Annotated in this window: 16 protein-coding genes; 4 read left to right on the top strand and 12 right to left on the bottom strand. The window is 59.1% G+C overall.

Features of this window, described 5'->3' with window-relative positions:
- Nucleotides 1–264 precede the first annotated feature (264 nt).
- Entirely contained in the window at nucleotides 265–684 is a 420-nt protein-coding gene (locus RY113_RS06630) for a hypothetical protein (protein ID WP_315913955.1), read from the top strand.
- 6 nt (nucleotides 685–690) lie between these two features.
- Nucleotides 691–882, top strand: a complete 192-nt coding sequence (locus tag RY113_RS06625; RefSeq protein ID WP_315913954.1) for a helix-turn-helix domain-containing protein — start codon at nucleotides 691–693, stop codon at nucleotides 880–882.
- A gap of 162 nt (nucleotides 883–1,044) precedes the next feature.
- Here the strand turns inward: RY113_RS06625 and RY113_RS06620 are convergent, their stop codons facing one another.
- The 9 genes from RY113_RS06620 to ssd form a co-directional block, all read right to left on the bottom strand.
- Nucleotides 1,045–1,827: a hypothetical protein gene (locus RY113_RS06620; protein ID WP_315913953.1), complete on the bottom strand. Its 783-nt coding sequence runs from the start codon at nucleotides 1,825–1,827 to the stop codon at nucleotides 1,045–1,047.
- Between the two features lie 196 nt (nucleotides 1,828–2,023).
- The gene (locus RY113_RS06615; protein WP_315913952.1) at nucleotides 2,024–2,725 is read right to left on the bottom strand and encodes a DUF5343 domain-containing protein; all 702 of its coding nucleotides are present in this window, start codon (nucleotides 2,723–2,725) and stop codon (nucleotides 2,024–2,026) included.
- Between the two features lie 196 nt (nucleotides 2,726–2,921).
- On the bottom strand, nucleotides 2,922–3,725 hold the full coding sequence (locus tag RY113_RS06610; RefSeq protein WP_315913951.1) for a hypothetical protein: 804 nt from the start codon (nucleotides 3,723–3,725) through the stop codon (nucleotides 2,922–2,924).
- A 111-nt stretch (nucleotides 3,726–3,836) separates the two neighbouring features.
- On the bottom strand, nucleotides 3,837–5,351 hold the full coding sequence (locus tag RY113_RS06605) for a recombinase family protein (protein ID WP_315913950.1): 1,515 nt from the start codon (nucleotides 5,349–5,351) through the stop codon (nucleotides 3,837–3,839).
- A 13-nt stretch (nucleotides 5,352–5,364) separates the two neighbouring features.
- Complete coding sequence (locus RY113_RS06600) at nucleotides 5,365–5,568, bottom strand: hypothetical protein (RefSeq protein ID WP_315913949.1); 204 nt, start codon at nucleotides 5,566–5,568, stop codon at nucleotides 5,365–5,367.
- 273 nt (nucleotides 5,569–5,841) lie between these two features.
- Nucleotides 5,842–6,456, bottom strand: coding sequence for a type II secretion system F family protein (locus RY113_RS06595; RefSeq protein WP_315913948.1), 615 nt, complete (start codon nucleotides 6,454–6,456; stop codon nucleotides 5,842–5,844).
- 2 nt (nucleotides 6,457–6,458) lie between these two features.
- Nucleotides 6,459–7,331, bottom strand: coding sequence for a hypothetical protein (locus RY113_RS06590; RefSeq protein WP_315913947.1), 873 nt, complete (start codon nucleotides 7,329–7,331; stop codon nucleotides 6,459–6,461).
- Nucleotides 7,328–8,632, bottom strand: coding sequence for a TadA family conjugal transfer-associated ATPase (locus RY113_RS06585; protein WP_315913946.1), 1,305 nt, complete (start codon nucleotides 8,630–8,632; stop codon nucleotides 7,328–7,330). The genes RY113_RS06590 and RY113_RS06585 overlap by 4 nt, the downstream gene beginning before the upstream one ends.
- A gap of 134 nt (nucleotides 8,633–8,766) precedes the next feature.
- Entirely contained in the window at nucleotides 8,767–10,068 is a 1,302-nt protein-coding gene (gene ssd, locus RY113_RS06580; protein ID WP_315913945.1) for a septum site-determining protein Ssd, read from the bottom strand.
- 120 nt (nucleotides 10,069–10,188) lie between these two features.
- On the opposite strand from ssd, the gene RY113_RS06575 reads away from it, so the two are divergent.
- Nucleotides 10,189–11,919, top strand: a complete 1,731-nt coding sequence (locus tag RY113_RS06575) for a bifunctional 3'-5' exonuclease/DNA polymerase (protein WP_315913944.1) — start codon at nucleotides 10,189–10,191, stop codon at nucleotides 11,917–11,919.
- 34 nt (nucleotides 11,920–11,953) lie between these two features.
- Here the strand turns inward: RY113_RS06575 and RY113_RS06570 are convergent, their stop codons facing one another.
- From RY113_RS06570 to RY113_RS06560, 3 genes are read right to left on the bottom strand one after another with little or no spacing between them, the layout of a single operon-like run.
- Entirely contained in the window at nucleotides 11,954–12,649 is a 696-nt protein-coding gene (locus tag RY113_RS06570; RefSeq protein ID WP_315913943.1) for a CoA pyrophosphatase, read from the bottom strand.
- Nucleotides 12,646–13,452, bottom strand: coding sequence for an endonuclease III (gene nth, locus RY113_RS06565; RefSeq protein WP_315913942.1), 807 nt, complete (start codon nucleotides 13,450–13,452; stop codon nucleotides 12,646–12,648). Before nth ends, RY113_RS06570 begins: the two co-directional genes overlap by 4 nt.
- A 13-nt stretch (nucleotides 13,453–13,465) precedes the next feature.
- On the bottom strand, nucleotides 13,466–14,893 hold the full coding sequence (locus tag RY113_RS06560) for a hypothetical protein (protein WP_315913941.1): 1,428 nt from the start codon (nucleotides 14,891–14,893) through the stop codon (nucleotides 13,466–13,468).
- A gap of 366 nt (nucleotides 14,894–15,259) precedes the next feature.
- Here RY113_RS06560 and acs point away from each other — a divergent pair, with 366 nt between their 5' ends.
- Nucleotides 15,260–17,236 (top strand): acetate--CoA ligase, encoded by a 1,977-nt coding sequence (acs, locus tag RY113_RS06555; RefSeq protein ID WP_315913940.1) that lies wholly within the window; start codon nucleotides 15,260–15,262, stop codon nucleotides 17,234–17,236.
- Nucleotides 17,237–17,416: the final 180 nt, after the last annotated feature.

The following is a 17,416-nucleotide window of genomic DNA, read 5'->3' as shown; positions in this document are numbered from 1 at the left end:
TGGAATATCGTTTGGTCTTCCAACCATTAAAGCCGGAATGAACGCTATCCAGCTAACGAACGTGAGCAATCGTGTCTCAACGGTAGCGGATTTAGGACTCCTTACAGGAGATATCCCGGCGTCTCCGGGCTTGAAAATCAGGACCTTGGATCAGGGTCAAGAATTTCTCTGCCTTGAGGTCACAGACCAGAAGACACAGCGTGTCTACTACTACGACACATCAAGCCGAGTAGCTAGCCTGACGACATGCAAGAGGGGCTAATCATGGAGGAACCACTGAAGACCAAGGCAATCGGTCGCTTCCCGGTAAGGCGTAAAGAGCCTCATCTAATGACGCCCACCGTTGAGAGGCTAGCCGTGGAAGCCCTCAGTCGCTCTCTCAGCCGCTATGCCGGTCAAGGTAAGGAATCCCTCGCTCAGGACCGTGCAATCTTTATCAGCGCGATTCACCGGACTGCAAAGGCTAACGAGGGGGTTGTGAACGCCAACCTCTTACGACCCTTCCTCACCGATGAGGACGGAAATTTTGTTATTGATCCTCAAAGTTTTTCCAGTATGCATAACGCCCTTATTGGTTACGGCAACCTAGTCGTCATCGGACAGGTTCCGAACACCGATGTTCGATCCGGGAATCAGGGAAAGTTAATCAACCACTACCGATTGAACTACTACTCAAGGAGGTGAAAACACATGAAAACACGAAAAGACTACTACACAGTATCGGAGGCTGCAGAGGTCCTGAACATAGCTCTCCCTACAATGTACGTATGGGCACGGACGAAGGAGGACTTTAAAGCCTTCAAGAACCCGGTAACGGGCAGGCTGATGATCCCCAAAGCGCCCGTGGACAAGCTCGGAAAGTCATTGAAAGAGTGGGGCTAGGCCTCGCTAAGCAGTACCGCGCCGTCCCCTGAAGTACTTGAAGCCAACCGGTCCGCTGCCAACTACTACGATGCCACCGAGCGTGAAAAAAATGAGCGGAAGCGGGTTGAGCTACGGAGATACTCTTTGACGAAAGTCAATATAGTGTCACTATCCACAGGTTTAGAAGTCGCTTGGGAGTGGGGTGTGATCGAACATATTCAGCTTTTTCCGAAGCGACGACATTCGACGCAGTGCGTGCGAAGTATCCTCGGGATCCATCCCAATTTTTAGCTCTGCGGAAAGCGCGTTGTATTCATCTTTGAGGCTCTGCCGAGCGTTGACCTGGGCTTGAGCTGTGGATAGTGACGCACTGGAGACGGTTTTGGGAGGCCGGGAGGTCGATGAAGTTACTACGGCTGGGGAAAGTACTGGCACATTTCCCAGTGGTGAACGAACAAAAAAAGGCTGCTCGGTTAGCGTCCTGAGGAGGTCATCGTATGTTTCAGATTTATGAACGTCGATGGAAAATCGCTGAATTCTCGCCATATCGTGAGGAATTTCTGAAGCACTTCGGTCGCCCAAAACTACGATTTTGAGCTTCTTCTGAAGCGCTAGCTGATCACTATTAAAGAGACCTTTCAGGGTATCCGCTTCCACAGCGACTCCAGCGCCGACATGCGACTTATTGGTTCCGGACCAGCGCTGAGCCCAAGCCTCGGTGATGGCGACTAGGACATAATCCGATTTCTCCACGGCCATTTGTCCGAAGCGAGTCCAGTCTGCCAAGTTGTCATGAGCGTAAAATAAGTCAATGTCAGCGTCTATACCATTCTGGCGAAGCTCCATTGTGAAGGTCATGACTTCGTGTTGCCAGGCAATGGTCGCTTCCTCACTCCAGCCTTCGCCTTTGTGTGCCCAACTGACTAGGACTTTTATGGGTTTCGCAGTGGTCGGTGGGGTCATGATGGGTGCCTTGTCGAGAGCAGGGGAAACTGGGTGACGGCTTAAGCCTTGCGGCCTTATAAAAGAGACTGCATCGACGAATAGCTCAGGTTGTGGAGGGGATACCTGGTCAGTTGAGGGGACTTGGGTCCGTGTATGGATGCCCACGTCTACACAAAAGCGCTTCATAGCACCGAGCGCAGCCTGGAAGCTTTCTCTAGCGTCCATAGAGATGCTTGGCCATGCTAGCGAATATCGAGTCAATCTGATCGGCGGATGCAGCCGGATCTATGTGCACTTGCATGTCGATGTGTAGGCTCGGTACCCCTTGCTGGGGATGGGGAGGAGACTGTGGTGGTTGGCCGTGATCCAAGGGAAGTGCGGGGGGTGCATCGGTTGCTTGGATCTTCGCGCTTATCTGCGGTTGGACCGTTGCCAAGGGAACGGCAGGCTTTGCAGCACGTTTGGATGTCGGTTTCGTCGCTTCGGGAAGTGGATTTTCGGCTAACAAATTTAGATAGAACTTAGACACAACTGAAGCGCTGGATTGTCCAGACTTTGAGTGTCGCATAAACCATGTTGCAACTGCGGCGGGGTCTGCATCTTTCGTATCAAATAGTTCTCGAACCTCAAGAGGGTAATTCAACTCAAGAAGTGTCTTGCAAGCCTTCGGATATGTCTCTTCGAATCGGAATTCAAGGGCGATTTCCGTTGGTACACCTTCAGAGTCAATAAGCCCTAAATTGCGTAGCTGGGGAAGTATATTCTTGGCAGTCTTTTCGGCGATACCGAGGGCTGATGCCAAATACGTCAGCGTGACCTTACTTGGAAACGACTTGAAAAAAGCCCGTCGCAGGGAGTTCCAGACAGTCACTGACATATACGCATATGACTTTTGTTCAACTACTTCTAGCGACACGGCGCCCCTCAAATCGTACAATAATCGAATCCAGCGCGCTGATTTGAATATCTAGGCTGGGCTGCAACCCGAAATTTTCGCCGTCCCCCGGCGCGCCACCCTCGGATTTAGGTGACGACTGACACTTTATCGGTTCAAGTGTAGTACACCTAAAAACGAACTGGCCCAGCCACTGAAAGAGTGGGGCTAGGCCTCGCTAAGCAGTACCGCGCCGTCCCCTGAAGTACTTGAAGCCAACCGCTCCGCCGCCAACTACTACGATGCCACCGAGCGTCCACAGAATCAGCGGAAGCGGGTTGGACTCATTATCTGATGCGGGTTCAGCTTGGATTACAGCCGGTGCAGTCGTGGTCTTGGGGGAGTCTGTGACTGAAGGTGTCGCCGTAGCTGTCACTGAAGCTTTGGCCTTAGCTGCTGCTGCATTCTCTGCGGCGGCCTTAGCCTTTGCCTCCGCTGCTGCTGCCTTAGCTTCTGCCTCGGCGGCTACTATCCCTGCATCCTCGGCTGAGACCTCTTCACCTGTCGCGGTATCCGAATAGGAGCCATCCGAATTCTGCTGAACCGTCGTCCCTGCGATCTGTTGAGCTGGTGCCTGGGGAGCCACGTAACCGTCATCGCCGCCACCGTTGGACTGAACCGGGGGAACGTAAGCAGGAGGAACATAAGCCGGTGGGACGTAAGCAGGAGGAGCTGGAGGAATATAAACCGGAGGCTGAGGTACGGTAGCTGGACCGCCGCCACCTGCGGGAGGACCTGCGGGCTGACCGCCGTTACCGCCACCGCCAATTCCGGGAGCGGCCCCAGCGCCACCGCCTGTTCCTACGCCGCCTGCTCCATCACCGCCAGATACTCCACCGTCGTTATTGGGGACGCAAACTGTCACCCCATTGATAGTCGTGTTAGTGCATGAAGCGGAAGCCGCTCCTGCGCCTCCAAGTGCGATGATACCTGCCACCGGGATGGTAGCTACTGCTGTGAGTGCCTTCTGGTAAGTCTTCATGTTCCCCCAATATGAACGGCTTTGCCGTCCTGCTCTACTGGAATCCTACGTGCAGAACCTAAACAATGGATACTACAAACCGAATGCGTCCTGAAATCGTGGGCGTGGGCGTTATTTCTTGGCTCGGGACAGGGCCGCTTTGCTGAGCGTCTTTAGTGAGGTTGGCTCTAAACGCTTTCCGGTCTCGTCAAAAGCCCACTGGACCTCGGCGCGTTCGTAGTCAAATCGACTCCCGTTGGCCTTGGCTCGCACAGGGTCAGGCGAAGTGATGATGACGCGGTGGATCAGAGACTTTATGAGGATGCGTCTCGCGGGCCGTCCCGCACTGTCCCACTGGCTGATCATAGAAAGTAGCTTGGCGTCTTCGTTCTCAGCGGCTACCTGTGACTTTGGTTTGGTCCCCAAAGCGCTGAGACGTTCAGTGAGCTTTTCTTTTGCGCTCTTTAGCTCATCGCTGGTGATGACGCCCTGCGTAAATAGGTCGAAGCTTTTATCGAAGTTGGCCTGAAGACGCTCACGTTTCAGCTCGGTCTGCTCGTCAGGGGTCTTCACGGTCTGGGCCTTGATCTTAAAAGCCTTGCCGGATATAACCGCGTTGATTTGACCCTGCATGAACTCCTCGATAAGAGCGGTGCTGATGGACATTTTGTTGCATCCGCCGCTTGAGTAGTTGCAGATGTAGGCCTGTTTGCCGTAGCCAAGGGACTTACCGCATATAGTGTCTGGCCCTGTCGGTCTGCCACAAATTAGGAGGCCTGACAGGAGCGACTTTTCCGACGTTTCATTTCGCGTATTTCTTAGCGGGTTGAGTAGAAGCCGCTTGAGTGAAACCCATGTCTCCTCATCAAGGATTGCTTCCCACTGTGCAGGAACTTGGAGAGTCCCGGATGGCAAGTGCATTCTTACTCTGTCGTCTCTGGAAGTCGCAGGTGAGTAGATTCGAATGCCTGCGATGACTGGACCGACAAGTACTCGGCGCAATGCAGTATCCGCTATCTGGTGGCCCGTCGCGACTTGGTAGTCCCTTGTCACTGATCGTAACGAGTGGCCATTGAGAAGTAGCCTAGCGCTCGTCCTGAGAGCCTCTGCAATGGGTTCGTCAATGACCAGCGGCCCTTTGCCGCCTATCTGCTTGTAGCCGGTAGGGAGCTTGCCGCCGTGCCAGTGACCAGACGCCGCTAATTGCTGGTGTTTCGCGATCTGCCTTTCAGCTTTACGTTCAACCTCGCCGGTCGCAAATGTACCCAGAAGTCGGGCCATCTGTCGCCCGTCTGTGGTGTTGAGGTCCATGTCGCTGCCGGTCACCGTGTAGATTGTCAGCTTCTTATCCACGACGAGCTTGATGATGTCCTCAAGGTCTGTTGGATGCCGGTATAGGCGGTCAGTGGCCCACGCTACGATTCCATCAATAGAGTTGTTCTCGATGAGTTCCTTAATTTTCTCCCAACCCTCACGCGGCTTCGACCCCATGTACGCCGACTTGTTGTCGTCAATCAGAATGCTTACTACGTCTAAGCCCTTTGCCGCCGCGAGTTTGAGGCAGGCCTTTTCCTGCCTTTCTACGCCAAGTTTCTCGTCTGTCCTGTTCGAGCTGATCCGGGCGTAGATGGCTACTCTGTTTGTCATGGAGCCTAACTTACTAGACGATCGTGTACTCAGCAGTTGCCATTCCCGCTTCCAGCCCTGCCCTTGGGCGCCACCACCGGGACCGTACGGAGCGGATGGGCCGGTTCGCAACGGGCACATTGTTGCTAGCTCCGGGAAAAATCTCAGCGACGTTATCCAGATCTACCTTGCTTGCCGTCCTTGTTACCACGCCATGCGCAGCATCATTGCTGTTCATCGTGACTCCTCATGAGTAGTGATTCTTGTGGCAGCAGCCGGATCGGATTCTGCCCCAGCGCGAATTCTCCGCTGCCGATAAATTCGCGACAGCAATAAAACGAGCTGATGAATCAACTTTTCACTCACCGCCGTCCCAGTGGAAGAGGATAAATGTGTTTGGTGGGCGGATTGGGTTCCGGCACCACCTGTGGATAAATGAACAGGCGGCCCGCCTATAGCTACGACGCTGTCTAGACGCTGAGCCGGATGAACAAGTGGCCCGGTAGGTCACCTAGAAAGTCGGCACCATGGCAATCACTACTGGCACAATTCCCAAGGCAACAAACGCGGGCAATGAGCACAGGCCCAGCGGCAGGACCAGTTTCACGCCGAGCGCAGCTGCCCGTTTCTCCGCTTGACGCCCTCGGGATCTGCGAATTTGGGCGGCTTCGGCATAGAGCAGCGAGGCGGCACTTGCGCCTGTAAGGGCACCAAAGATCAATGCTGAATGTATCTGGGCTAACTCGCTGCTTTCCGTGTTTCCTTCCCAAGCATCCTGCCAGGAAACGCCTATTTCCAAGGCGGCCGCCACCCTGAGAAGAGCCTCGCGGACAGTGCCCCCTGTTGCTCCGGCCACTACGTGCAACGCATTTTGCATGGGTAACCCCGTTTCAAGGGCGGTGCCCAAAAAATCCAGCATCAAAGGCACATTGACTATGCCGCTGCCATGGTTTGTGCCCGCCTGCTCCGAACCGGATAGCTGCGCTGCCGTGCCAAAGCTGGCCGGACCATCCCGCTGCCCTGATCTGTTACCGCTCAGGTACTTTCCGGCAATGCCAGGACCCGTGGAGCTTGAGAGGAGGAGGATCGCTGCCGCAGCAAGGAGGAAGACAACAACTGCACCCATGATTAGTGCCTCATTTTTGCGGATATCCAGGACAACCGTTCCTTGACGCCCGTCACGCTCTGCACAGGGCTGCCCTGCGGGTGCGCGGCATGCCTAATCAAGGCAGCTGACCACAACTGGCCCGCCACGGAAAAAGCGATCCCTGCACACAGCACGGCCCAGCCAACCGGCGAACCGAAAAGGACGGCGAAGGGGTCAACGCCCATGGCCATTCCTAAGCCCACACCAATGAAGGGCAGCCAGCTCAACAACCTCACTGTCGCGCGGGGCCCTGCTAAAGCCGTTTCACGTAAGGCGGCCGCATCGAAGTCCGCTTCCATAGTGTCGGCCAGCCTAGTCAGAACAGCGGCCACGGGGGCGCCACTGGCCTCACAGACCTCAAAACAGGCAGCAGTTTCCACCCACAACAGGTACTGTCCGGGCGTCAGCGCCGGGGCGTGAGATCTTCCCCTCAAACCGACTGCGCTCTCGGCACAAGCGCTGCGGATGGCCGCTGCACTGGAAAAACCCAGCGTGCTGGCACGCTGAACAGCAAGGAGTAACTCCACTGTTGCCGCGTCCCCGGCTTCCTTGGATACGGGTTTTTTTGCCAAGAACCCTCGCCCCCCAATCCTGGGATTCGGTGGTTCTGCCACGAGCACCTGGGCTAAGACGCCCCAAAGCTCTGCACCCGTACGCCCGGCAGCCAGAAGCGACGCCATCTGGCGCACCAAGCGTGGCAGAGATTCCGCTTCGCTCGCTCTGCGTCCTTGTGTGCTCAATCTCCGTGTGTGTCTCAGCCTGCGCACCGGAGCATTGCGCAGTGCCGCCGTAGCGGTGAAGAGCAGCCAGGCCGCCATTGCCAGGATGAGAAACAAGACGAAGGATCCGATCATGTCCGTTCCGTCTCTGCCGCGGCTCCGGGGCTTTGCCCGGGGCCGGATTTGGGCTGTTGATGGGACGGTATTGCCGAGCCGCTGCTGCCCGGATTCTTTCCACCTATCTCCCAGTTCCCAAGACCCAGGCGCTCTGCCAGGACGGGCCAGGCCGGGCCGTCGAGCAATCGGGCGGCCACCGGATAATGGGCACGTTCAGGCACGGCAGCAGCCAATGAAAGAGCCGGCACCGTTTCTAGCCGACCATGGCGCAATTCCACCATGGCAATCTCAGAAACCACCCGCCTACCGAGGCGACGTTCCACGTGGATAACTGCGTCCAAGGCGCTTCCACCCTGCAGAAACACCGCTTCCTGGCTCATCCCTGCGAGCGCACCCAACGCAGCCAGCCGGGCAGGGATATCGCGAGCGCTATTGGCGTGGATGGTTCCTCCGCCACCGCTATGGCCGGTGTTGAGCGCCATGAGAAGCTCACGAACTTCCCGGCCACGGCACTCACCCACGATGAGCCGTCCAGGGTTCATCCGCAAAGCCTGGCGAACTAGTTCCGCCAAATCCACGGCACCGGCCCCTTCAGCGTTTTCGTGTCTGGCCTCCAAGGTGAGCACGTGCGGATGCAGTGGTTCAAGTTCCGCGGCGTCTTCTATGAGAACGAGCCGTTCGGATGGTTCGCATAATCCCAAGAGTGCCGAGAGCAACGTGGTTTTCCCTGCCCCCGTGGCACCGCTGATCAAGAAGTTCAACCGTTTTTCCATGACCTGAGCCAAAATCTCCGCCAGTATTTGTGGCATGGCTCCTGAATCCACCATTTGGGCCAGTGTCAGCGCGCTCTTCTGTCTTGTGCGGATGGATAAAAGAGTTCCCGCGGTAGAGATGGGCGGGAGCACCGCATGCACACGGTATCCGGCCGAAATTTTGACATCTACGCAGGGGCTCCCTTCATCGAGCCGGCGCCCGCCACTTGCCACGAGCCGAACTGCCAAGGCGCGCAGTTGCCCCTCGCTGGGGAACACCACGGCCACCCGCTCCGGGCCCGCTCCCCGGTCAACCCATACGGAGTCTGGGGCGTTGACAAAAATATCCGTGACAGCCGGATCGGCAGCCAACCCCTGAAGTGGCCCTAACCCGTTCAGCTCGGCGGTGATCCTGTCCATGGCCACCAATGATCCCGCGGCACCCAACAATCGGCCACTCTCACGCACAGCACTCGCCACCTGCAGGTCAGTGACAGGCCCGGCCTGCGCCAGAACCGACCTCCGGACCGTATCCAAAAGTCCCGGATCCAAAAGGCCCATATCCATCACCCCTGGGTTCAAGAGTGGTTGATCCGTTAATTGGGGCCGTGTTTTTCCTGCTTCCCCTGTACCCAGCGCTCCCGTTGCGGGGACCCCGGACCAGGCGAATGAGGCGTGCCTGCCTCTGGCTCCCCTGGCAGTCATGACCGGCCACCGGAGCGCCTCTGCGCCATCGCCGGCTCATCCCCTGCCATCCATTCAAGGATGCCCGCGAGCAGCAGGCGCAGGCGGCGTCTGCGCAATAATTCTGGAACCCGCTGGGCAGCCAACACTTGCTCCACATTGCGTAGCCAGGGCATTTCGCCCACGAGAGGCAGCCCGGCAGCTGTTGCCACCATGGCGGCATCGAGCCCTTCACCCATGGGCCCGCGAACCGCTGCGGCAACAGGCAAGGCAGGAAGTGCCGCCCCCAACTGCACGGCTGCCGTGACGGCACGTGCCCGCCCCGGTAGAACCACCACCAGCCCGGTGCAGTGCGGGCCAAAGGTGCCAAGCGACTCAAGGGTCCGAGCCAAATCCACTACCACCAGGCCATAGACGCCTTGCGCCGCACGCATGACCTCATTGACGGCATGGTTCGTATTGGCATTCGCAGGCAGATCCTTCCCCCACCAGCGCTGATTCTGGCCAGGAGAGATCTGGCCAGGAGAGATTGGGTCAGGAAATATTGTGGCCGGTGATGCGGATAAATCCTGGTTTGAGAAATAAGAATTCGCGAGGCGCGCCGTTCTGCCCGCGTCCGTCCCGCTCTCCCCGGCTACGCCCGACTCCCAGGACAGCAGAGCCAGCGGGCCCACATGTGGCAGAGCCGCCGCCAACTGCCCCGGATTGATGGATCCGGAAACCTGTAACAACTCAGGCCAGCGCAGTCCGGGCGCTTCCTGTCCCGAGACCAGTGCAGCCAATCCGCCACCCCATCTATCACCATCAACCAGCAAGGTCCGGGTCCCGCGAGAAGCCGCCTCGGCAGCCACCAGCAGAGACAGGGTAGAGGCACCAGATCCGCCGCACCCTCCCACCACTCCCAAAACCCCTGCAGCCGATTCCGGGTTTTGTAGGCCAGCAAAATAGTCGGCGAGCCACGGGGCAGAGTCTGGCAAAACAGCGACTCGATCAGCCTCCAAACGTGCTGCTTGCTGCCACATTTGTTCGGACTCGCCCGGGAATCCCACCACGATCACGGGACCACGCCACCCGGTGGTCACAACGCCTTGCCCCGCGTCCACCAGCACTGCCGCAATGTCACGCTGGGATCCGGCAAGCTGTTCGAGCTCGTCACCAAAGATCAGTTCGACGGCGGCCGCAGCTGCAACGCGCCCCACCTCGCCTTGTAGCTGTGGAGAGCCGGACAGCAAGAGCACGGTTGTGTCCCGGCGGGGCAGCCAAGGCTTCTGTGCCGGTTCAGAAGCGCGGCGGGCTGCCGCTTCCTGACGTCTTTTCATACACCCACTCTGTACCCGTCCGCACAAGTGGAATAGTCACTATCCGGCAAAAGTGAACAGCGGCCAGCATTAGGCGGCGTGTGGAGGAATTAATCTCCGCACCAGTGGAGAATAGAACTCATGTACGCATTGCTGGCCCTGACTTCCCATGAATCTGCCGCCGTGGTCCAGCTCAGGAATGACGACGGGACACCGGCTTCGCCTGTCCAAACGGTCTCCCGGGCTGCCTTGCCAGCCGTTGTGCGGGCACTGGAAGAGGCGCACCATCCGCGCTGGGTGTGGGACAGGGCCACTCATTGGTACCCAGATCTTTTGGCAGCCAATGTCCGCCTAGAAAGATGCCACGACCTGTCCTTGTGCCAAAATATTCTGCTGTACTCGGCATTTGCCGCAGACACCGACTATGCCAGGCAGGCCACACCCGTACCCCCGGAAGCGGAGAACCTACGGCAAGGCACTCCCTTGGGCACAAACACCTCCAGTCAGGACAGCTTGTTTGATGCCCCCGTTGCCGCAGCAAAGGACAAGGCCTGGGATCTAGCCGCTGTTGCCAAGGAACTTGGCGCCCAAAAATCCGCGATTAGTTCCTCCACACACCCTGCCAGACTCACACTTTTACTCAGCGCAGAATCTGCAGGTGCGCTGGTGGCCGCGGAGATGCATCATGAAGGTATCCCCTGGAGGGAAGATCTGCACAGGAGGCTGCTCAATGATCTACTTGGCCCGGAGCCCGCCCTTCATAACCGCCCGGAAAAGCTGGAGGCATTGGCCGATCTCCTGCGCACGGAGCTAAATGCCCCCACCCTGAATCCCGACTCGCCACAGGAACTGATCCGGGCCCTGCACCGGGCAGGGATTGACGCGAAGTCCACGAGAAGCTGGGAATTGCAAGAGTTCAACCATCCGGCAATTGCGCCTTTGCTGACTTATCGAAAACTCAGCCGGCTCTTCACCACTAACGGCTGGAACTGGCTCCATCAGTGGGTACGTGAGGGCCGCTTTCATTCCGAATACGTGGTGGGCGGGGTTGTCTCGGGGCGCTGGGCCTCCCGTGGCGGCGGTGCCATGCAAATCCCGGCGCAGATCAGGGGCGCTGCCGTGGCTGATCCCGGTTACACGTTCATCGTGGCAGATGCCGCCCAACTCGAGCCCCGTGTTTTAGCGGCACTGTCTCAGGATAGCGCCATGGCTGCTGCTGGCCGCGACGCTGCAGGGCAGAGCAAGGACCTCTACGCTGGCATCGCAGCCCAAGGGTTTGGTGGGGATCGAAGTATGGCCAAGATTGCTCTACTGGGAGCCATCTATGGTGCCACCACGGGCGAATCCGGGCGGCTGGTACCTCAGCTTGCCCGCATGTACCCCCGGGCACTGGATTATGTGGAGAATGCTGCACGTGCCGGTGAACGGGGGGAACGTGTCAGTACTCATCTGGGCCGGAGCACCCCGCCCACCGGGACCGACTGGCACGCGAGCCAGCAAAGTTCATCCGCTCTGGAACAGCGCAGGGCCGAGTCTGCAGCTCGCTCACGGGGAAGGTTTACGCGCAATTTTGTGGTTCAGGGAACCGCCGCGGAGTGGGCCTGCTGTTGGCTGGCTGAATTACGACGCCGGCTCCGGGCTTTGCCGCCCGGCACGCCTAGCACTGGGAGCTTGGCCGTTGCAGGCGGCCCCCAACTAGTCGCTTTTTTGCATGATGAGGTGGTGGTGCACTGTCCCGTGGAATTAGTGGAGGAGGTCAGCGCCATCCTGCATGACTCCTCACAAGCGGCTACTGACCTACTTTTTGGTACGATCCCGCTGGCGTTTCCCGTCAATGTCAGTGTGGTCCAGTGCTACGCTGACGCCAAATAACAGCCCGCACCGTACAGCTGAGATACTGCCCCCCTTAGATGGGGGCTGGAAACTCTTTGTCTTCATCCCACGGAACCGCCCAGCCTAGCTCGTGGAAAACATAGTTCAAGATGCCCGCGGTAAATCCCCACACCACTACTCCGTTGACGGCAAAGGCCGGTCCACGGTAGCTATTTCCGCCACGTGTCAGCACCGCCGTAAAACGATTTTCCGGGTCGAGCAGATCCCGCACCGGAACCCTGAAAACCTGCGCCGATTCGCCAAAATCAACCACGTCCACGGGGGTCTGCCGCGCCCACCAGCCAATCACGGGCGTAACCATAAAATTACTGACGGGCAGAGGTACTTCAGGCAAGATACCCAAAACCTCCACCCCCAAAGGGTCAAGTCCCGTTTCTTCCTCGGCTTCACGTAGGGCCGCGGCCCTCACGGATGCGTCGCCGGGGTCTACTCCCCCGCCGGGGAAGGCCACCTGACCGGGGTGGTCGTTCAAGGTTGCGGCCCGCTCAATAAGCAAAATGTCCAGATCAGCTGAGGCCAGCGGTTTCGCTGAAGCAGCCGGGACGTCATCAAGGGCCCCGAACAACATCAGCACTGCGGCCTTGCGGGGAGTTGCCCCGCCCATAGACAGTTTCCAGAGGGAAGGCCGCCCCCGCCGCAGAGCTTCCGGAAGCTCAGAAAATGCTGCCGCCTTCTCCGCCAGCATGGCCAGATCTGAATAAGCGCTCACTGCGCGGCGGCCTTGCTCCGAGCCGCCAGCTGTGATTCCTGCCGGTACACGGACGCATTGTCCACGTCGGCGAGCATACGGGCCAACAGAGCTTCCTGTCCTGGGGCCATCTCATACTTGAGTAATTTCGGGGCCTTGACCGGGTCCACTTCCCCGTCGCCATAGGCGGGACATAGGTGTGCAATGGGACAGGCCCCGCACGCTGGTTTCCGGGCATGACAGATCCGCCTGCCGTGGAAAACCACGCGATGGGACAGCATGGTCCAGTCCCTGGATTCAAACAGGGCCGCCACATCGGCCTCAATCCGTACGGGGTCGGTGGATTCAGTCCAGCCAAACCTCCTGGCCAAACGAATGAAGTGGGTATCCACGGTAATCCCGGGAACCCCAAACGCATTCCCCAGCACCACATTCGCGGTTTTCCGCCCGACTCCCGGGAGAGTGACCAGCTCGTCAAGGGAACCTGGGACCACGCCGTCGTACTCGTCAACGAGGCGCGTGGCCAGCGCCAGCAAATTGGCAGCTTTCGCGCGAAAGAAGCCCGTGGATTTGATCAACACTTCAAGCTCCACACTCTGAGCCTGCGCCATCGCCAACGGGGTGGGGAAACGGGCGAAGAGCCCCGGGGTCACCGCGTTGACACGAAGGTCAGTGGTCTGCGCCGAAAGCACGGTGGCCACCAGCAGCTCAAACGCGTTCCGAAAATCCAGTTCCGCATGCGCATAAGGGTATAGCTGCGCCAACTCACGGTTGATTCTTCGGGCCCGACGCTTGAGCGCAAGCGCGGTTTCCTGTTCGGCCATAGTGAGGACCCTACTAGCTGTCTGAGGCCCGTTCGATGCCGGCGAGGTCCAGCAAGAGGCCCGTCTTGCCATGGCTGTCTTGCACGAGGAAACTGCTGCCGCGGTCTTCCAACGCCAGAATCCAGGCGCCTGGAGCCAGCTTGAACGCGAACTGCCGCGTCCTTTCATCAATCACGTTTTGTGGGCGGTCAACTGCAAACCAGAAAGGCTCTGCAATGACAGGGGCAGCACCCGGGTTGACCGTGGCCGAGATACTCTCCTTAACAACGGCCGGTGCCACATGAGCTTCGACGGCCGGCTTCGGCGCCTCGGCAACCTGCGGGTTCAGTGTGGTCACCACTGCTTCCTTGTCTGGCGCGTTCCCGCCCTGCACAGGGGCTGCGGCTTGTACCGCAGGCTGAGCGGTGGTCTGCAAGGAAGGCTGAGCAGCAGTCTGCGCTGCGGGGATATTGCTGCTGGCGGCTGCTGCGCTGCCTGCGAGAGGGCTCTGCGCTGCGTTATGGGTGGCATTGGCAGACGCTGCTGCCGGGTTTACCGCACCCGCAACCTTTGAGTCTGCCGCGGTCGCCGCTGGCGACGCAACACCAGCGGCGCCAGCCGTGGTGTTCTCCTTGGCGGGGGTGAAGATCTGGCCGCCATGAGTGTGGGAGTTGGCAGCCGGTGTGGCATTCCAGCCACCCTGCTGGCCCGGGACGTGCTGGGCAGGCGCACCATGCTGGGCCGGCGCACCCGCAGAGGCACCCTGGGCGTTCTGCTGACCAAACGCCTGACCAGCCGGACCTGCGTAACCCGCCTGACCAGCCTGGGCGAGCACGGGCTTGGGTGCAGCAGGGATCTTGAGCGCAGGGACGGCGTCGCGCGCGGCAACATGGGCCAAAACATCGGCCCGGCCGGTAAAGTCTGCGGCCAGGACAGGGATCCACTGTGCACAGACGGTGGAAACCAGCAGCACCAGTGAACCGATCAGGCCCACCAAATAGACGAGGCTGAAGTTACTCACCGTGGCTGTGAAGAAGAAGTACGTGGCGAAGGCAGCCACTACCGAGGCGAACTGGTCAATGGAGAGCGAACCAAAGCGCAGCTGCGTTGCCGGACTCATGCGCCGGGCCAGGAAGAGTCCTCCCACGGCAAGAGGGAGGACCACGCCGATCCCCACAAAAAACAAGCCGCTGGTGTTCCAGAGGTTGAAGTCGCCTGCAAACGTCTTGATAATCGGCAGCAAGGAAGCCACGAAGATGATCAGGACGGCGCCTAGTACGCTCAGGTCCCGGATAGTCAGCGGCCCAGCTACAGCTTTAGCAGCTGTCACCTTTGAAGCCCCCGAAACCCCGGAAGCCCCCGAAACACCTGACGCCGCTGCCGCCGGAGCACTCACCGCAGACTGCGATCCTTCCACTGCTGGCGATCCCATTGCCGACGCTGGCCTGTTTTGTTCATTCATGGTCTGACTCCTCAAGTGTCACGTTTGCTCCCAGCCTAGTTAACGCGGGCGGGCAACACTAGCAAGCCACAACCCAAACTGACTGTGAATACGCCAGATGGGCAGTTCTGCCCATCTACCCGCACACGGCAACAACATGCTGTTGAGCGCAGAGACAGCCCCGCTGACCCCATTCGACTGTGATGGCGGACACGTTGATCTGTGAGAAGCGCTACAGTTAAAGATGGAACGAAAAGTTGTCCTTAGCAACCACCCAGCGGAATTTTTTGCGTCGCCAAACGAGGGCGGACGCATGCCTTCGCCTGGATGGAGTACCGCGGGTCAACAGCAACGCAGGATCGCTAAGAAGCAATGAAGGGATATTAGATGTCTGAGGTCACAACTGCAGCGGACAACCAGTCCGGCGACGCATTGGAAAATCTGCTCACCGAGAACCGCCGATTCGCCCCAAGCGTGGAATTTGCTGCAAACGCGATCATTCACGGTGACGAATACAGCAAAGCAAATGCTGACCGTCCCGCATTCTGGGCCGATCAGTCCCGTGAACTTCTTTCCTGGTCCAAGCCCTTCACCAAGACCCTGGACTGGTCCAACCCTCCCTTCGCCACCTGGTTCGAAGACGGCGAAATCAACGCCGCTTACAACGCCTTGGACCGCCACGTTGAGGCCGGCAACGGAGACCGTGTAGCCATTTACTTTGAGGGCGAGCCTGGCGATACCCGCACGTACACTTATGCGCAGCTCACTGAAGAGGTCAAGAAGGCTGCGAACGCTTTTGAAACCTTGGGCCTAATTAAAGGCGACCGCGTGGCCGTCTACCTGCCCATGATTCCGGAAGCCGTCATCACCTTGCTGGCATGTGCCCGCATTGGCGCCATCCACTCAGTAGTCTTTGGCGGCTTCTCCGCGGATGCCTTGCGCAGCCGCATCGATGATGCGCAGGCAAAGCTTGTCATCACCGCGGACGGTACCTTCCGACGCGGCAAGCCGAGCTCCCTCAAGCCCGCCGTGGACGAAGCCCTCACCACCCCCGGACACTCTGTCCAGAACGTGGTTGTGGTCAAGCGCAACGGCCAAGACGTCAACTGGGTTGAAGGCCGGGACGTCTGGTGGGATGACACCGTAGGGACCGCGTCCACCGAGCACACCGCCGTGGGCCATGCCGCCGAGCACCCTCTGTTCATCTTGTACACCTCCGGCACCACGGGCAAGCCCAAGGGCATTTTGCACACCACCGGTGGCTACCTCACGCAGACCGCCTACACGCACCGCGCCGTGTTTGATCTGCACCCGGAAACGGATGTTTTCTGGTGCACGGCCGACGTCGGATGGGTCACCGGCCACTCCTACGTCACCTATGCGCCCCTGATCAATGGCGCAACGCAGGTCATGTACGAGGGCACCCCGGATTCCCCGCACCAGGGCCGCTTCTGGGAGATCGTTCAAAAGTACAAGGTCTCCATCCTGTACACGGCCCCCACGGCGATCCGCACGTTCATGAAGTGGGGCGAGGACATTCCCGCCAAGTACGATCTCTCCTCCATCCGCCTGCTCGGCTCGGTGGGCGAACCCATCAACCCGGAAGCGTGGATGTGGTATCGGCGCGTCATTGGCGGGGACAACGCACCCATCGTGGATACCTGGTGGCAGACGGAAACCGGTGCCATCATGATCGCCCCCCTGCCCGGGGTGACCTCCGCCAAGCCCGGCTCAGCCCAGGTCCCCATGCCCGGCATCGCGGTGGATGTGGTGGACGAACTCGGCGCCTCGGTGGCGCACGGACACGGCGGCTACCTGGTGATCCGCGAGCCGTGGCCCGCCATGCTGCGCGGCATCTGGGGAGACAACGAGCGCTACAAGGAGACGTACTGGTCCCGCTTTGACGGCATGTACTTCGCCGGAGACGGCGCCAAATGGGACGAAGACGGCGATGTCTGGCTGCTGGGCCGGGTGGATGACGTCATGAACATTTCCGGACACCGCCTCTCCACTACGGAGATCGAATCGGCGCTGGTGAGCCATCCGTCAGTGGCCGAAGCCGCCGTGGTGGGTGCCGCCGATGAAACCACCGGCCAAGCCGTGGTAGCTTTCGTGATCCTCCGCGGTTCTGCCGCGGAGGATGCGGACATCGTCACCACCTTGCGCAACCACGTGGGCCACGAAATTGGGCCCATTGCCAAGCCCAAGACCATTCTGGTGGTGCCCGAACTGCCCAAGACCCGTTCAGGGAAGATCATGCGCCGCCTACTTAAGGACGTTGCCGAAGGCCGTGCCGTTGGAGATTCCTCAACGCTGGCGGATAACACCGTTATGAACCAGATCGCGGAGTCCCTGCGCAAGTAACATTCCAACATAATCCGCCGCCGAGCTGGCCCTGCGCAGGTTTTCCCTCCGTGCAGGACCTCCTCGGCGGCGGATTTTCTCTTTTAACCACCAAGACACTTCACCGCCGGAACATTGACGGAAAACCCTTACCGAACGGATGCGTGTCACTAAAGCGACAAAAGCGACACCAAACCGTGA

The sequence above is a fragment of the Arthrobacter sp. lap29 genome (assembly GCF_032458965.1).
In the GTDB taxonomy this organism is placed as follows: Bacteria; Actinomycetota; Actinomycetes; order Actinomycetales; family Micrococcaceae; genus Specibacter; species Specibacter psychrochitiniphilus.
This window is presented reverse-complemented; position numbering and strand designations above follow the sequence as displayed.

What these genes read in the sequence shown, in the direction of transcription:
- RY113_RS06630 (WP_315913955.1), top strand. Translation starts at nt 265, where the DNA reads ATGGAGGAACCACTGAAGACCAAGGCAATCGGTCGCTTCCCGGTAAGG.
- RY113_RS06625 (WP_315913954.1), top strand. Translation starts at nt 691, where the DNA reads ATGAAAACACGAAAAGACTACTACACAGTATCGGAGGCTGCAGAGGTC.
- RY113_RS06620 (WP_315913953.1), bottom strand. Translation starts at nt 1,827, where the DNA reads ATGACCCCACCGACCACTGCGAAACCCATAAAAGTCCTAGTCAGTTGG.
- RY113_RS06610 (WP_315913951.1), bottom strand. Translation starts at nt 3,725, where the DNA reads ATGAAGACTTACCAGAAGGCACTCACAGCAGTAGCTACCATCCCGGTG.
- RY113_RS06605 (WP_315913950.1), bottom strand. Translation starts at nt 5,351, where the DNA reads ATGACAAACAGAGTAGCCATCTACGCCCGGATCAGCTCGAACAGGACA.
- RY113_RS06600 (WP_315913949.1), bottom strand. Translation starts at nt 5,568, where the DNA reads ATGAACAGCAATGATGCTGCGCATGGCGTGGTAACAAGGACGGCAAGC.
- RY113_RS06595 (WP_315913948.1), bottom strand. Translation starts at nt 6,456, where the DNA reads ATGGGTGCAGTTGTTGTCTTCCTCCTTGCTGCGGCAGCGATCCTCCTC.
- RY113_RS06590 (WP_315913947.1), bottom strand. Translation starts at nt 7,331, where the DNA reads ATGATCGGATCCTTCGTCTTGTTTCTCATCCTGGCAATGGCGGCCTGG.
- RY113_RS06585 (WP_315913946.1), bottom strand. Translation starts at nt 8,632, where the DNA reads ATGGATATGGGCCTTTTGGATCCGGGACTTTTGGATACGGTCCGGAGG.
- ssd (WP_315913945.1), bottom strand. Translation starts at nt 10,068, where the DNA reads ATGAAAAGACGTCAGGAAGCGGCAGCCCGCCGCGCTTCTGAACCGGCA.
- RY113_RS06575 (WP_315913944.1), top strand. Translation starts at nt 10,189, where the DNA reads ATGTACGCATTGCTGGCCCTGACTTCCCATGAATCTGCCGCCGTGGTC.
- nth (WP_315913942.1), bottom strand. Translation starts at nt 13,452, where the DNA reads ATGGCCGAACAGGAAACCGCGCTTGCGCTCAAGCGTCGGGCCCGAAGA.
- RY113_RS06560 (WP_315913941.1), bottom strand. Translation starts at nt 14,893, where the DNA reads ATGAATGAACAAAACAGGCCAGCGTCGGCAATGGGATCGCCAGCAGTG.
- acs (WP_315913940.1), top strand. Translation starts at nt 15,260, where the DNA reads ATGTCTGAGGTCACAACTGCAGCGGACAACCAGTCCGGCGACGCATTG.